Source organism: Sphingobacterium sp. GW821-FHT03E03, assembly GCF_059420745.1.
Window position 1 is genome coordinate 57581 of the sequence record NZ_JBWKUH010000013.1, and the last position, 15334, is coordinate 72914.

At 39.2% G+C, this 15334-nt stretch carries 12 protein-coding genes and 3 tRNA genes; 8 read left to right on the top strand and 7 right to left on the bottom strand.

Annotation, left to right across the window (positions count from 1 at the left end; all coding sequences use genetic code 11):
* The first annotated feature begins 187 nt into the window (after positions 1–187).
* Complete coding sequence (locus AC07UV_RS15295; RefSeq protein ID WP_282250063.1) at positions 188–970, top strand: Cof-type HAD-IIB family hydrolase; 783 nt, start codon at positions 188–190, stop codon at positions 968–970.
* On the opposite strand, the gene AC07UV_RS15300 is transcribed toward AC07UV_RS15295, so the two are convergent.
* Positions 967–1566: a hypothetical protein gene (locus tag AC07UV_RS15300; RefSeq protein WP_495184373.1), complete on the bottom strand. Its 600-nt coding sequence runs from the start codon at positions 1564–1566 to the stop codon at positions 967–969. The genes AC07UV_RS15295 and AC07UV_RS15300 overlap by 4 nt on opposite strands.
* A gap of 45 nt (positions 1567–1611) precedes the next feature.
* Between AC07UV_RS15300 and AC07UV_RS15305 the strand changes: the two genes are divergently transcribed.
* The gene (locus AC07UV_RS15305) at positions 1612–2511 is read left to right on the top strand and encodes a pirin family protein (protein WP_495184374.1); all 900 of its coding nucleotides are present in this window, start codon (positions 1612–1614) and stop codon (positions 2509–2511) included.
* A gap of 119 nt (positions 2512–2630) precedes the next feature.
* Here AC07UV_RS15305 and AC07UV_RS15310 read toward each other — a convergent pair whose 3' ends face one another.
* A complete protein-coding gene (locus AC07UV_RS15310) occupies positions 2631–3230 on the bottom strand; it encodes a DUF502 domain-containing protein (protein WP_282250069.1) in 600 nt (199 codons plus the stop codon).
* Positions 3231–3279: 49 nt separating this feature from the next.
* Positions 3280–5721 carry a bifunctional UDP-N-acetylmuramoyl-tripeptide:D-alanyl-D-alanine ligase/alanine racemase gene (locus AC07UV_RS15315; protein WP_495184375.1) on the bottom strand — a complete coding sequence of 814 codons (2442 nt, stop codon included), beginning with the start codon at positions 5719–5721 and terminating at the stop codon, positions 3280–3282.
* Positions 5722–5796: 75 nt separating this feature from the next.
* On the opposite strand from AC07UV_RS15315, the gene AC07UV_RS15320 reads away from it, so the two are divergent.
* The 3 genes from AC07UV_RS15320 (at position 5797) to AC07UV_RS15330 (ending at position 6560) form a co-directional block, all read left to right on the top strand.
* The gene (locus tag AC07UV_RS15320) at positions 5797–6285 is read left to right on the top strand and encodes a regulatory protein RecX (protein WP_495184376.1); all 489 of its coding nucleotides are present in this window, start codon (positions 5797–5799) and stop codon (positions 6283–6285) included.
* A gap of 112 nt (positions 6286–6397) precedes the next feature.
* A tRNA-Gly gene (locus AC07UV_RS15325) sits at positions 6398–6470 on the top strand.
* 5 nt (positions 6471–6475) lie between these two features.
* Positions 6476–6560, top strand: a tRNA-Leu gene (locus AC07UV_RS15330).
* A gap of 34 nt (positions 6561–6594) precedes the next feature.
* Here AC07UV_RS15330 and chrA read toward each other — a convergent pair.
* From chrA to AC07UV_RS15345, 3 genes are all read right to left on the bottom strand, one after another.
* Positions 6595–7926, bottom strand: coding sequence for a chromate efflux transporter (gene chrA / locus AC07UV_RS15335; protein ID WP_495184377.1), 1332 nt, complete (start codon positions 7924–7926; stop codon positions 6595–6597).
* Between the two features lie 169 nt (positions 7927–8095).
* Positions 8096–8617, bottom strand: coding sequence for an OmpA family protein (locus AC07UV_RS15340; RefSeq protein ID WP_282250075.1), 522 nt, complete (start codon positions 8615–8617; stop codon positions 8096–8098).
* A 96-nt stretch (positions 8618–8713) separates the two neighbouring features.
* Positions 8714–10897 (bottom strand): glucoamylase family protein, encoded by a 2184-nt coding sequence (locus AC07UV_RS15345; RefSeq protein WP_495184378.1) that lies wholly within the window; start codon positions 10895–10897, stop codon positions 8714–8716.
* 160 nt (positions 10898–11057) lie between these two features.
* On the opposite strand from AC07UV_RS15345, the gene AC07UV_RS15350 reads away from it, so the two are divergent.
* Together AC07UV_RS15350 and AC07UV_RS15355 are read left to right on the top strand one after the other, a co-directional pair.
* Positions 11058–12011 carry an acetyl-CoA carboxylase carboxyltransferase subunit alpha gene (locus AC07UV_RS15350; protein WP_120259503.1) on the top strand — a complete coding sequence of 318 codons (954 nt, stop codon included), beginning with the start codon at positions 11058–11060 and terminating at the stop codon, positions 12009–12011.
* 278 nt (positions 12012–12289) lie between these two features.
* Positions 12290–12362, top strand: a tRNA-Lys gene (locus tag AC07UV_RS15355).
* A gap of 72 nt (positions 12363–12434) precedes the next feature.
* Here the strand turns inward: AC07UV_RS15355 and AC07UV_RS15360 are convergent.
* The gene (locus AC07UV_RS15360) at positions 12435–14336 is read right to left on the bottom strand and encodes an alpha-L-fucosidase (RefSeq protein WP_495184379.1); all 1902 of its coding nucleotides are present in this window, start codon (positions 14334–14336) and stop codon (positions 12435–12437) included.
* A gap of 216 nt (positions 14337–14552) precedes the next feature.
* Here AC07UV_RS15360 and AC07UV_RS15365 point away from each other — a divergent pair, with 216 nt between their 5' ends.
* Positions 14553–15308 carry a CDGSH iron-sulfur domain-containing protein gene (locus AC07UV_RS15365; protein WP_495184380.1) on the top strand — a complete coding sequence of 252 codons (756 nt, stop codon included), beginning with the start codon at positions 14553–14555 and terminating at the stop codon, positions 15306–15308.
* The last annotated feature ends 26 nt before the right edge of the window (positions 15309–15334 follow it).

Here is a 15334-nt window from a genome sequence, read left to right on the forward strand (position 1 = left end):
AAATCTCTAAACCTCTTTAATACAACACATTAAATGTAATCATATTTACATTTATTTGAACTTGAAATTTACGAAATTCTTAGGGAAGATTATGTCAGATTTTTGCGAAAAGTATTAACAGCTATTTAATATTGTACCTGTTACACTATTCCTTTATTTACTATATTTGAACTTGACTCCAATTTCTATGATTAAAGCGATTTTTTTTGATATAGATGGGACATTGTTAAGTTTCAAAACACATCAGGTCCCCGAATCCACACAACAGGCATTTCAATTACTAAAAGAGAAAAACATAAAAGTTTTCGTTTCAACCGGTCGTTCCTTTAATCAATTGGGACATATCCGCTACCTTGATTTCGATGGCTTTATAACATTTAATGGAGGTTATTGTGTCACCAAAGATGAACAGGTTATTTATAAAAATAACATTGCTCAAACGGACATTCGTTCATTAATTGGTTATGCGAAGCATCATCCCGAGCTTACCTTTTCATTTATGTCCGAAAAAGAAATCTCCTTAAATCAGGTAACGCCCGAAGTGCTAAAAATGTATCAACAAGTCAACGTAAAGACGCCGCCTATACGCAATTACGAAGACAACTTTGACCTGGAATCTGTCATGCAGATCAATGTTTTTATCAATCCGGAAGAAGAGGCTGAATTTATGGAAAACGTTATGCCCAACTCGATTGCATCACGATGGACATCCGTTTTTGCAGATGTCAACCCAATGGGCCAAAGTAAAAAAGTTGGTATAGATGTTTTTTTAGAACATTTTGGCATCGAACTTTCGGAAACCATGTCCTTTGGTGATGGGGGAAATGATATTACCATGCTCGCCCATACACAGGTTGGTATCGCCATGGGAAATGCGAATCCCGAAGTCAAGGAAATTGCAGATTATATTACTGACGATGTGGATAGCAACGGCATCTGGAATGCCTTAAAACATTTTGGTGTTATTTAGAAGTGAATTGTGAGTGTAGCGCGACAGGTATTGCTATTGCTGTTCAATAGCAAACTATGTCGTTCTGGGAAAAGATATTCCAATCTGTTCTGGAAATCTGCCATTAGGGTATTTTCAAATTGACCGTTCAGGTAATGATTCATACGATGACTTACCTCAAATAGCATTATTTTGGGAGATCCCGAGAGGCGGATTCGGATAGGATGTGAAGACATGCTATTATATCCGTTTGCAACTGCATTTTGCACCATCGGAAATAATAGAAGTGGAGGTATCATCAGCTCATTTTCCGATTGGAAACGGTTTTCCCATTTCAGTGAGAAACCGGCAGGCATCAACCTATTGACGATTTCGAAATATTGGTTTAATAAATCCAGCTCGACCCCTATTTCCTGATAGGCCCCGAGCTCCAATAGCAACATTTTTTTTTGAAATATCCGATATTCCGGTTTCACCACAGCCTCTTCCGCTAAGATCTTTTCCATTAGAAAATGATCTATTTGACTGTTAACAAATGACAATCTATCGGACAGTGCTAATGCCTCTTCATTTCTTACAGACTTTTTACGCAGAATACGATCGATTATACCTGACATTTCTTAAATTGCTATAGATTAGATACACAAAAATAAGGAAACATTATGTCAAATATTGCAATAGTTATTGAAGAAAGAGCCGCAGACATAGGTAATTTCTTGGTGGGAAGACTACTTCCATTCAGACAAAAAAGGATGGTCGGTCCGTTTATATTTATTGACCATATGGGACCTGAAACGATCTCCGAGCCTCAGTTCATGGATATTGCTCCACATCCTCATATTGGATTATCAACATTAACTTACCTCTTCGAAGGGAGCATTATGCACCGCGACAGTCTAGGAAACGAGGTCGAAATAAAACCGGGAGCGGTAAACTGGATGACAGCCGGAAAAGGAGTAACACATTCCGAACGAACTCCAGACTACCTAAGGTCTATCACTCATGAACTACACGGTTTACAGATCTGGGTCGCATTACCAAAGGATCTGGAAAAGATGGAACCAAATTTTGTTCACATTGAAGAACCTCAACTTCCCCATTGGAGCGAAGACGGCGTAAACTATCGGCTGATAGCAGGTGAAATTAACAATCATCGTTCGGAAGTACCCGTATACAGTCCCTTATATCTTATTGAAATTAAAGCTGACAAAGACTCTCTTATTAAGCTAGGTGAACATCTCTACGGAGAAAGTGGATTGTATATTCTTCATGGCTCAGTACATGCAGAAGGCCAAGAGTTTGGCCCAAAACAAATTCTGATTGCAAAGGACGCCAAATTATGTGAATTCGAAATCAAAGCCGGCACCTCAGTGTACATCTTTGGTGGTGAACCTTTCCCGGAACAACGCTATATCGACTGGAATTTTGTTGCTTCGGACATTGAGACCCTCAAAATCGCCAGAGCAAAATGGGAACAACACGAATTCCCAGAAGTTCCCAGTGATAATGGCTATATTCCCATTCCGCCAGTAAATCCAACTTTAGGACAAAAGAAAGCTTAAAAACAGCACAAATGTTGGTTGAATAGCATAAAAATAGGGCATCCGAAGAAGATCATCGGGTGCCCCTATTTTTTTATTTACTTTCTGTATAGATCCTTTATTCGTTACAATCTATTCCGTTAATGTTCAATCCCACTGACACCACCAGAAACGACAAGTTTCATTGCATCGGTCGGTGACATATCCAGTTTTTTCACCTTATCCGCGCTGATGATAACAACCTGACCGGCAAAAGAATAAGAATAAGGAAAATAAACCATCACCTCATCTTCCAAACCAATACTTTTTAGATCATGTTGTGTCAGGAACCCTATCTTTTTTAGTCCGAACTCGTTTACAGTTACCAGCACGGGTTCATTGAATTTTTTCGCATCACCCACAAATGCTTCAGTAAAATCCTTTATCGAAGTATACAAGGTATTCAAAAGCGGTATTCTTTTGATCTGATGATTGATCCACACTTTAATCGGGTCAGTCACAAAATTCGTAAATATCACCCCCGCAAGAACAAGGATAAGAATTACTGTCAAGATTCCAATTCCGGGAATATATAGCGGATGCCCTTTTTCATCCTGAAAAAAATGTTCAGTCAGATTCAGCGCTGAGTCTATCGACGCAAAAATCCATACGATCAGAAAGACAGCACCAGCCAAAGGTACAACAACGAGAATACCTCGAATTAGATAATTAATAAATCCCCTGAATAATTTGCCCAGCATGAGTTAGAAAATCAAAATATATTTATACAAAAATGCAGAATATCCTTTATTATTCATAAAAATATACTCTTTTTACCCGTTGGGAGATACTCGTCAACAGTTCATAAGGAATAGTTCCGATAGATTTCGCGGCCAGCTTAATATCGGGATAAACAATTACCTCGTCTTCCTCGGCCACTTCGATATCCGTAACGTCAAGCATACACATGTCCATGCAAATATCTCCGATCGTCGGTACAAGACAGCCATTGACCATCATCTTACCTACACCATTCCCAAAACGTCTGTCATAACCATCTGCATAACCAATTTTTATGGTTGCGGTTTTGCTATCCCGGTGCAATACCCCATGCCTATTATAACCTACTGTCTCTCCAGCAGCCAAGTGTTTTATTTGCGTCACATTGGTCTTCAAACTACTTACTTCTTTAAGCGGAAGATCATGTCGCTCAATATCGATCCCATACAATCCAATTCCCAACCGAACCATATCAAAATAAGCCTGCGGCCATAGTTCGATGCCCGAAGTTGCTGCAATATGTCTTAAGAATGAATAACCAAGACCTTCTTCAAGGCGCTTTGTAAATTGATCCAAGAGGTCAATCTGCTGTTGGGTAAAAGTATTATCCTCTTTATTTCCAGCAGAGGCCAAATGGGAAAATGCTGATTTTACCTGAAGTATTGAACCATCTTTTAGCTCCGTAATGAGTCTATCGACTTCATCAGGCATAAAACCAAGACGATGCATCCCTGTATCCACTTTGATATGAACCGGAAAGGATGCGATCCCCTTCCCTTTTAAGTAATTCAAGAAAGAAGACAGAATTCTAAAGCTATAAATCTCAGGTTCAAGATTATGTTGAATGATGGATTCAAATGTATTTTCATCCGGACTCATCACAACGATTGGCAATGTTATGCCTGCTCCTCTCAGATCAACCCCTTCGTCGGCAAATGCAACAGTGAGGTAATCTACCCTATTGAATTGTAAAAGGTTTGCAATTTCAAAGCTTCCACTCCCATAAGAAAATGCTTTGACCATCGACATCAATTTTACATGTTTTGGCAACAGCTGGCGATAGACATTCAAGTTATTCTCCATGGCATTCAGGTTGATTTCAAGCACGGTGTCATGTGATTTAGCCACTAACAATCGGCTGATTCGTTCAAAATGAAACTCACGTCCCCCTTTCAATAAAATAGTAGAATCTTCCAATTGAATAGCCCTGATATCTTCCAAAAATGCTGTTGTGCTAGGGTAAGACAACGATGGAATAGCAAATTGATCAGCAACCTGGGCCAAGATCTCCCCGATCAAGATCAGTTTATCTAGACGGTATTCTGAAAGTAAACGTTTCAATTTTGACAGACTTTTCTCATCTGTTATATTTACTCCCGGTATATCGGAAAGGATCAATATTTTTCGAGGATGCTGTCCCTGTTGATTTAAAAACTCGAGCGCGATCTGCAACGCATCCAGATCATTACTATAGGAATCATCAATAATCGAGCTATTCTTTTTTCCCTTTTTTAGCTCCAGTCGCATCGCTACTGGTTGCAACTCCTTAATTCTTGATGCAATTACCTCTCTTTCATAACCAAAACGCAACATAACAGCTACGCAGTTAATTGCATTTTCCACATTTCCCTTATCGACAAAAGGTACTTCGATGGCAAATGTCCGTCCGCCATAGAAAAGTGTGGCTACCGTGAACTTATCATCCACCTGTTTGAGGGAATAAACCTCCAATGAAAGCCCTTGATCAAATCCCCAGGAAAACTTTCGAGGTCGATAGGGCAATTGAATATCCTCTACATAACGGCTGGGAAAGATCATGGTTTCAACATCCTTGAACAGGTTTATCTTTTCGTAGATCTTTTCGTTCTTTGACTCAAAACCAGTTTTATGAGCCACGCCTATATTTGTCAGCAGGCCAATTGTTGGTTTGATCATATTTTCCAATTTCACCATTTCACCCTTTTCAGAAATTCCAGCTTCGATAATCGCTAGATTATACTGATCTGATAAACCCCATAGTGTCAGTGCAACGCCCAATTGCGAATTATAGCTTTTGGGACTACGGTAGATCTTATATTCCGGAGACATGAGTTGATACAACCATTCCTTGACTATAGTCTTCCCATTGCTACCAGTGATCCCTATAACCGGAAAACTAAACTTCTGCCTATGAAAAGCCGCCAATACTTGCATAGCTTCGAGACTATCCGAAACCCAGATCAGATTTGCATCCGGAAATAACAGTTCCTGTTCCGCATCAATCTGCAGAACAAAGTTTCTCACGCCCTTATCATAGGCTTCTTTGATATAATGATGGCCATCCCTACTCTTCTGAAGTGCGAAAAACACACCGTTATCTGCCTGAACAATTTTCCGACTGTCATAAAATAAGTGTTGAATTAAAGAATTGGGATCCGTGATAAATGTGCGATTAGGGTGTAAAATCTGGACGATTTCCGATATTTTATACATTCTCCTGATATTTTGATTGGATCAAAACTGAACATTTTTTTAGTTATTTCATATTATTTTTGAAATTTTGACAATATGTTTGAAGAAGATAAAAAAAACAAAAAGATCCTAACACCACGTCAGGCTCAATTAAAGGCTGAAAGTTATTGTGCTTACCAGGAAAGATCCCAGCAAGAAGTGCGGGACAAACTTTACAGCTGGGGGCTACATGAGGAGGATGTCGAAAATATTATAGCAAATTTGATTGCAGAAAACTTTTTAAATGAAGAGCGCTTCGCAATAGCCTATTGCAATGGTAAGCTTCGTATGAAGGGGTGGGGCAAAATCAAGATCAAACAGGCTCTAAAAGGAAAGCGGGTTTCTGAGCAATTGATAAAAATTGCATTCAAGCAGATTGAACTAGACGAATACGAGGCTATATTGAAAAATATTATTGACAAAAAAATTCGGGAAATAAACGGCAAAGATTCTTTCATCGTTAGGAACAAAGTCTATCAATTTGCGTTGTCTAGGGGATTTGAAAGCGATTTAATTTTTTCTATACTGAATTCAAAGGAGTTATAAAAAACAACAAAATAAAGTAAACAAATATTTTGCAATATTAAATTTTCGCTCTATATTTGCATCACCAAAAAGGAACACGAGGTTCTTTTTAAAATTGAAATAAAAATTCCATGCGAAAATAGCTCAGCTGGTAGAGCACAACCTTGCCAAGGTTGGGGTCGCGAGTTCGAATCTCGTTTTTCGCTCACCTGCCTAGGTGGTGGAACTGGTAGACACGCAGGACTTAAAATCCTGTTCCCGTTAAGGGAGTGCGGGTTCGATTCCCGCCCTAGGTACAAGAAAGCTCATCAGTCGATGGGCTTTTCTTGTTTATGACAGTAGATATAGCAAAAAGCCATAAAGTAAACTCAAAAGTATAAGATGCAACATCCCGATCCGATAGCGAAATAATAGAAAAATTGAAACAGCAACCCATAGCAGTGCTTTCCAATCCAACTCGGCCACAGCGAATGCCTTAGGAAACAAAATACCCTGTCCCAAATAACAAGCTAAATTAACAATCACCCCCACCACAGAGGCGGTGACCAAAGAAAGTACGTATTGAATGGCCGAATTCTTTTGAGACCGCTCGATCAAGGGAGCCCCAACGAAGATCAATGCAAAATTTGGCAAAAAAGTAAAATAAGCAGTAGCCGTCAGACCTACCGCAGCCATGACATACGAATGGTCGAAATGGTTGAATCCAGCCATAAATCCCACATAAGCCAACACGATTACCAATGGACCTGGCGTCGTCTCGGCCAAAGCAAAACCATCTATCATTTGCGTTTTTGTCAACCAAAGAAATTTTTCCGTAACCAGGCCGGCGATATAGGGAATAACAGTATATGACCCTCCAATGGTAAAGTATGCCGATTTCGTAAATAAAAAAGAGAGTTCTTTCCAAAATGCAGCATCTGGCATAAATACATACAGGAAAATAAACGGTCCCAACCACAACAGGAAAAATGCAGATAATTGAATGCAAATCTTACCTACAGAAATTGGTGGCACTTTCTCTAACGAATTAATAGGATAACATTCTTCGACATCTTCCGCGTCTTCCTTTTCAAATGTAGCAGTGGCTTTTTTGGTTTTTAGGAAATAAAGAATGAAGCCCCCAACAATAACCCCCAGAATAATCCAGGGCATAGGTATTTTAACAAAATAAGAAAGTAAAAATCCCGCTAGAGCTACGATATAATGCCATGCGCTCAATAATGATTTTTGCCCAACTTTATAGGTTGCGAACAGTATAATCGCTAGAACTGCGGGTTTTAAACCCGAAAATAACGCAGAAAGAATTGTAGAGCTTCCAAAGTAGACATATAACAGACTAAGTCCAAATATGATAAACAAAGAAGGTAAAATAAAGAACAACCCCGCTAATATCCCACCTTTCAGACCATGCAATTTCCACCCAAGATAGATGGTCAATTGATGCGCCTCAGGTCCGGGTAGCAACATACAAGCATTAAGTGCCTGAAAGAACTTCTTATTGCTTACCCACTTTTTCTTGCCCACCAAGAAATCATGCATGAGGGTAATATGCCCTGTTGTTCCACCAAAACTTATCCAGCCCAGTATAAACCAAAACCTGAGTGCCTCCCGAAAATCAGGAGGACGCCATTCATTTCTTTCAACTGGTATCTTTTCTTCCAATATTGTCTAAAATTTATATTATGATAACTGTGATTATACGAGTGAGGATAGGAGCTAACTCCATTACGCATTTTAACAAGAATGCGTAATGCCTCCGATAAAGGCATAAAAAAAGCGATATATTTATAAAATATCTCGCTTTTTAGTTCAGAAAAAAGTCCTGATAATTCTATTTTTTATCGAGGATAGTCACTTCCACCCTTCTATTTTTTTGACGTCCATCTGGCGTTTTGTTATCACCCACAGGATTTGACTGACCAAAACCTTTAGCAGTAATGCGGGACTCCTGTACGCCTGAATCTACCAAGAATTTCTTTACAGATGCTGCACGTTTATCCGAAAGCCATTGATTATATTCGACAGTACCAGTCGCATCAGTATAACCATCAACTTTAATTTTATTATTGTTCTCGTTTAAAATTACCGCCAGCTTACTTACTTCAGTCTTCGCTTTATCAGACAGATAGGAAGAATTTGTCGGAAACAATAGGTCGGAGGAAATACTGAATTTAATTCCCTCATCAGTCCTTTTCGCATCATTAAAATCCTTTTTCACATTTTTCAAACCATCATCAGTTCCATCTTTTGTGACAACAGCCCCAGGATTAACTACAATAGCCTGTTGTTTACAAGAAAATAATGATAAACTTGCGCATAAGGCTAATAGTCCCAAATTAATTTTTCTAAGCATCGTTTTTAACGTATTTATTGTCGATTTAAGCAGGGTAAATATAAGGAAAAAACTCTAAAAAGGAGCTGCTTTTCCTTATACAGGATCGTAACAAATCTATTTCTTCACATAGACTGTATCCAATGTCTTTTTAATCTCTGGAATCCGTTCATACAATTTCCAGATCATCCCCGTATTGGCATTTTCAATCATTATGGCTATTGTAGCTTGATTCCTTGCCCGATAGCTCTCAGAAACATCATTGTTTTTCAGGTCGATCCATGCTCTGAATCCATATTGTGTAAATAGCACATCAGCATATTCTTCGTAAAATTTACGCATGGCCTTCAGACCAATCTCCCTTTCAAATGGATAGGAAGCAATTGAAATTGCGGGATTGACAAAATATCCCTGATAAGCATTTTCGGTGTGTTCAACACCCCAAATATCCGTAAATCTCGTCCCGATATTCAATTCATTGTCTCTCCGTTTATAGGCAAGGATATAATCAGACAGATATTTTTTATAATCCACAAAATTATCCACTTTCCCCTTAGGATCCATGATTAAGAATGGCCGATAAACGGACATTAGTGACTCCGTCAGATTTCCTCCCGCAATACTTTTCGCGAAGATAACCTTATCATCCGAATAGATTGAGGCAGGTGCATTCCAAATACTACCAATCAAAGGGTTGTTGCTTATAGACTGCGCAAGTGAGTCATTTAATTTTGTTTTTATCTCAGGAGCCAAAGTACTTAGCTCATCAGTAAAATCCATTGCATCCGCATGTTTGGTTGCAAATCCGTTCATGTAAGCTGAAGTGGCTAAAGGATGTGTAGGAGAAGACATCGCTAGCAGATAGGTACTTAGACTCTCATTAAATCCACCCAATGGACGTGACCTCGCTGTACTATCTATAGGCGACCATTTGCTCCAGAGAACATCTGTATTATTTGGATCTGTAAAATAACGCCAATTTATTCTTTCCCATAACGTGGTAATTGATTTCCGCAGAGATTGTTCTTCCGGATCATCCTTAGCAAAGTATTCACGGGCGATTAACAATGACTCCATTAAATGTGAAGTTCCTCTTATATCATAGATAGGCACAGAATCCCGATAAAAGGGCACACCTGATCTCCCATCGTAAAAAGCAGTAAAAATACCCTGATGATTTTGTGCTGCCCCTAGGAATTTCACCATACGTGTCATCCGTGATAATAAGGCTTGTCTGGATATCAATTGATTTTCAGCGGCAACAAGTAGGCCCAAAATGGCATACCCTGTTTCATTCGTTGAAACAATAGCCTGCCGATTTCCGCGATCAGGGAGGTACATACCACTGTTTACATCATAATTATCAATAAAATAATTGACATGTGCATTCCGAATAAAACTCAGCATCTCAGCATCGGTGCCCTTTTTGGTCTGTATTTCTTTTACATCTGAAAAAGGGGACTCTACATAGTTGTAATCAACCCATGCTATTTTATAATAATATTTTTTATTATACTCATTCACCCGGTCGAGACACTTCTGCACATAGATCGGTAAGATTGCAATTGGTTGAAAATTGAGTTTATCCTCTGATCTATAAATTTTCACATAGCGGATACTCGGGGTTAATGGCAACTGCCACACAAGTTCAACTTGCTTGTCTACAGAACCTATTTTAGATAAAATAGCTGCCGACGACAGTTTCACTTTTGGATAATTTCTTGGCAGAAATTCTATTTGATCAATAAAAAGCTGATGTGTAGTTGCGCTGGTTCCATTTTGTTCTAATAGTAATGAGGAAACGGCTTTTCCAATAGTAATTCCTTCAAATTTTGACACTGGGATAGAAACATTGAGCCAAGTATCATAAGCAAAGTCTTCGATGTAATGGGTAATATCCAAGGCATTACTGCGTATATCATTTTGTTGCAACGCAACTTTCGGCAACTGTCCCTTTTCGGTATTACTTTGGATAAACAATTTAAAGGTTAAATGATCATCCTTAGCGATCATATACTGAAATTTTTGCTTATCATTTAATATACTGGCCTCCCATTTACCATTGGGGGATGAAACGTATCGTAGCGAAAGCGAGTTCCCTGGAGTAAAAAATAGGCTATCCGAAACAGGAAGACTATGATTCACATTTTGTACCCAAGACTCTCCAGTGTAATGCGCCATGCTTTTTGCATAGCTTCCATTGATTATACTATTATCAAATAGAACCTCCGGATAGCTCTCCGATCTTGCAAGTATGGGTGAAATCAATAGAAAAAGAAAGTAAAAGTATTTTTTCAGCATAAGTCAACATTTTTCACAGGCTTACAATCAAAAATTAAGCCACCACCGAGATTATAACGCAAATGTAACAAAGGATTTCCAATGATATTGTATGCTCAAATTTTAATTTCGGAAAAAATGCGCTAAATTAGCCCTCTGAATATTTTCATAAAATAGATATATGAAAACCACGTTTGATTTTGAAAAGCCAATTGCAGATTTGCAATTGCAGATTGAAAAGGTAACACAAGTTGCCGAAAAAACCCAAGTTGATATGAGCGCAACCGTTCGTGAACTTGAGGAAAAACTTGCTTCTACGGAAAAAGAAATATACAGCAATTTAACTGGATGGCAGAATGTTCAAATGTCCCGTCATCAGGATCGTCCACAGACCTATGATTATATCGAAGCTATCTGCGATGAATTTATTGAATTGCACGGTGATCGCACGGTAAAAGATGACAAGGCAATTGTAGGTGGAATGGCCTCAATCGATGGTAATCCTGTTATGATCATTGGTCATCAGAAAGGTAAAAACACCAAAGAACGTCAATATCATAATTTTGGTATGGCCAACCCAGAAGGTTATCGTAAAGCATTGCGATTGATGAAAATGGCTGAAAAATTCAATAAGCCAGTTATTACTTTGATTGACACGATGGGAGCTTATCCTGGTTTGGAGGCTGAAGAGCGTGGACAAGGTGAAGCCATTGCACGCAACCTGATGGAAATGGCAGTACTTAAAGTTCCTATTATCTGCGTTGTTATCGGTGAGGGTGCTTCTGGAGGAGCCTTGGGTATTGGGGTAGGTAATCGTGTGTACATGATGGAACATACGTGGTATTCTGTTATTTCACCAGAATCTTGCTCGTCGATCTTATGGAGAAGCTGGGATCACAAGGAGAAAGCAGCCGAAGCGTTGAAACTAACTTCAAGCGACATGTTAAGCAATGGACTGATAGATGGTATCATTCCCGAGCCATTAGGTGGTGCGCACCAAGATCCGGCAAAAGCAGCCGCTAATCTTAAAGAACAATTATTGAAAGATCTAGCTGAATTAACAGCGAAAGACAGTGATACATTGATCAAAGAACGAATTGACAAATTCAGCAATATGGGCGTTGTGACAGAATAATGTTACTCCCCTATTCATCAAAATAGAAAAAAGTCGGCACCAAATGCCGACTTTTTTCATTTTAACAAGCTATTGGTTTCATAAAAGCCGAAAAAGGTCTACCCAAAATCGCTCGATTTACGATTAAATTCCACTGACCTCAAATAGTAATCCACATCGTTAAGAAAAATAAACACGTAATTTATAAACGGTTATAAAATATATCAATAAAAAACACAAAAAGACTTGTATACAATCATCTATTTTTATACCTTTGCATCACTTTCAAAAACAGAAAGGATTCCGTAGCTCAGCTGGTAGAGCAATACACTTTTAATGTATGGGTCCTGGGTTCGAATCCCAGCGGGATCACAAAAAAAGCTAATCGCAAGATTAGCTTTTTTTATTTAGCAGCATCAGAATCTCCTCCCTCATGAACTGTTTTTAATCATGCGTTAGCACGACCTCCAAAAACTTCACTGCTTCTCCCCCAACAATATTTTTTGTACGAAGTTCCACAGATTGCTTTCCTACTGGCAAGTCTATTTGTCCAAGCCCAAGCGATTTTCCTCGTCCACTTGTTGGAGAAGTGGAATCAATTGAAAAATTAAATGCTTTCCCACCTATTTTTAAAACCATATCTCCACCTGTATTTGCCACATCCCTAACATAGCGTACTGAAACATTAAATTGTGCTGGTTCTAATACATTGATATTCCATCCGAGATATTGATTGCTATTTTTCCATCCGGACACATAATAACGGTCTCTTTTACCATCCCCAAATTTCATCGGATCGCCATGCTGTTTTGCATAGAAAGACAATAAACGATTATCAGTACTTTGTGCATCCACATAAATCAGATCATTGGATTCAGGCGCAGCTATATCCTGTTTTAACTGGACAACAATAACTTCATCTGCCGGGTCAGCAGCTATTTGATCCAATGGGATATGAAGCCCCACAGCATCTGAATTATACCCTTTGATACTCTTCTTTGAAGACAATAAAGAGATGGATTTGATACCAGCCGTAAGACCTCCCACAGTCAATAGCTCTCCTTTTGGTCGCTTAAAGACATGCAGATACAATGTGTTTTTTCTTTTTGTGATCACCCCCCATTGTTGACGTGGCAAGGGAGAAGGTGCTACATCGATGACACTTTCCTTATTATTCGCCATCCATGCAGCTATTCCTTCCAAAATAGTCACATCAGGTCCATCAAAACGGCCATCAGCTTTTGGACCGATGTTCAATAAAATATTCCCTCCCATAGCCGTTGCTTTCGCCAACAGTTGAATAAAATGCGCTGTTGGTTTATGATTCATATCCGTTGACGAATAGCCGTACGAATCATTGGTTGTCGGAATAGCCTCCCAATAAGCCCCATTGGAAACAGGGTAAAATTCTTCTGGCCGGTCAGCGGTATTTAAATAATCACCATAATTTTTGTCGCCTGTACGTGCTAATCGCCCGTTAACAACAATCGTAGGATCTGCTTCTCTGATAGCTTTCAGAATCCTTAAATTTTCCGACAAAGGCAGCTTATGCGGTGTATCAAACCAGAGTAAATCGGGGTTATATTTATGGATCAGTTCTTGTATTTGTGGAATTGCTTTTTCATCCACATAACGTTCTGCTTTGGGTAACCAGTCTGGGTGGTTGTCAAACCAGTTTGCCCCGCCCAACAACTTATCCCCGCCCGGACTGTTATAATCCCAGTCATTCCCCGGCGCATTAGGATCTTCCCAATCAAACGCATGGGAATAGTAAAATCCAAATAGCAAGCCATGTTTATGGCACGCTTTCGCAAGCTCCCCCATTGGATCTCGTTTGAAGGCAGTGCTTTTGATAGAATAAGCGCTAGCATACTGCGATGGGTACATTGCAAAACCATCGTGATGTTTAGCGGTGATGATAAAGTACTTCATACCTGCATTTTTAGCTAACATCACCCATTCTTCCGCATTAAATTTTACAGGATTAAATCTCGCGGCAGAATCCAAGTATTCCTGACGGGGAATCTGCATGACACGCATGAGATGCTCAGCATATCCACCTCCTTTTTTCCCCTTCCAGATATTACCATATTGTGAATAAATGCCCCAGTGAACAAACATTCCAAAGGAGGCCTCTTTCCATTTTTTGAGACGCTGTTCCTGCCCCACTAAAGATTCTTTCCACCAGCCTGCTTCAGCAGCTAATATTGCATTTCTATCCCTTGTACTTGGGTCATTAAACATATCTGCAGCTTCATTTCCCTTATTTACATTCTGAACCTGTCCCATCACCACCATTACAGCAGTTGAAAGCATTAGAACAAAGCAATACCTGATTTTTGTCATAAGTTTCGATATTATAATTGTCTCCAATAGCCGAACTAAAGCTTTGAGGAAGACAATAGTTCAACAGAAAAATTTGTGTTACCTTCAAAAATAACTCAAAAAGCTAAAGATAAGGTGCAATTTTTGTTCATTTTAGGGTAGTAACAACCAAAGTCAGAAAAAATAAAACCTATCCGTTTCTGTGGTGTTTATTTTATACTATAAACTTAAAGGCTCATGAGCAATCCCTCAGATTATTGGCATATTCAAATAGGATCTACAGCCAATACCAGTGAAATCTTTATCGAGGTCACCAAAGATGGCCCGTATATTTTACACGGGCAGGTACCTTTTCATTTACAATATATTATTCCAGATCGACAGGGAGTCTCTAGATCCTATGAAAACGGGGAATCTTTTAAAACTGAACAACAGACCTATCTATGCCGCTGTGGGCTGTCCAAAAATAAACCCTTTTGCGACAACTCTCATGATCAGGCCAGGTCTTTTGGTGTTGACCTGACCGATACAGCGACATTACATGATTCGCTCCAAACAGCGGAAATTATTGAAGGGCCTGTATTTTCTCTCAGTGACGACGAAAAACTATGCGCATTTGCACGCTTCTGTGATCAAGGGAAAAGAATTTGGAATGAGATATCCTATAGTGATAAAAACTCCTTAGAAAGCGCTGTCAATATGGCCCATTACTGTCCCAGTGGCAGACTGCTTGTGTGGAACCAGGAGAATACTCCCATCGAAGAAAATACCATAGCCGAGGTAGGTCTCATTGAAGACGTATTGAATCAGTGCAGTGGACCTATTGCTCTTTGGGGTGGGATCCCTGTAAAAAGCAGCAGTGGCAAGTACTATGAAGTGCGAAACCGCCAGACCCTTTGTCGTTGCGGCCAATCATCCAACAAACCATTTTGCGATGGCACGCATGCTTCAATGGAATTTCAGGATGGACTCAGTAAGTACACACAAAAATAGCAGATACAAGTTATCGGTATTTATAC

Coding starts and splice junctions, on each gene's coding strand:
- AC07UV_RS15350 (WP_120259503.1), top strand. CDS start 11,058: ATGAAAACCACGTTTGATTTTGAAAAGCCAATTGCAGATTTGCAATTG.
- AC07UV_RS15300 (WP_495184373.1), bottom strand. CDS start 1,566: ATGTCAGGTATAATCGATCGTATTCTGCGTAAAAAGTCTGTAAGAAAT.
- AC07UV_RS15295 (WP_282250063.1), top strand. CDS start 188: ATGATTAAAGCGATTTTTTTTGATATAGATGGGACATTGTTAAGTTTC.
- AC07UV_RS15320 (WP_495184376.1), top strand. CDS start 5,797: ATGTTTGAAGAAGATAAAAAAAACAAAAAGATCCTAACACCACGTCAG.
- AC07UV_RS15345 (WP_495184378.1), bottom strand. CDS start 10,897: ATGCTGAAAAAATACTTTTACTTTCTTTTTCTATTGATTTCACCCATA.
- AC07UV_RS15315 (WP_495184375.1), bottom strand. CDS start 5,721: ATGTATAAAATATCGGAAATCGTCCAGATTTTACACCCTAATCGCACA.
- AC07UV_RS15340 (WP_282250075.1), bottom strand. CDS start 8,617: ATGCTTAGAAAAATTAATTTGGGACTATTAGCCTTATGCGCAAGTTTA.
- AC07UV_RS15310 (WP_282250069.1), bottom strand. CDS start 3,230: ATGCTGGGCAAATTATTCAGGGGATTTATTAATTATCTAATTCGAGGT.
- AC07UV_RS15360 (WP_495184379.1), bottom strand. CDS start 14,336: ATGACAAAAATCAGGTATTGCTTTGTTCTAATGCTTTCAACTGCTGTA.
- AC07UV_RS15365 (WP_495184380.1), top strand. CDS start 14,553: ATGAGCAATCCCTCAGATTATTGGCATATTCAAATAGGATCTACAGCC.
- AC07UV_RS15305 (WP_495184374.1), top strand. CDS start 1,612: ATGTCAAATATTGCAATAGTTATTGAAGAAAGAGCCGCAGACATAGGT.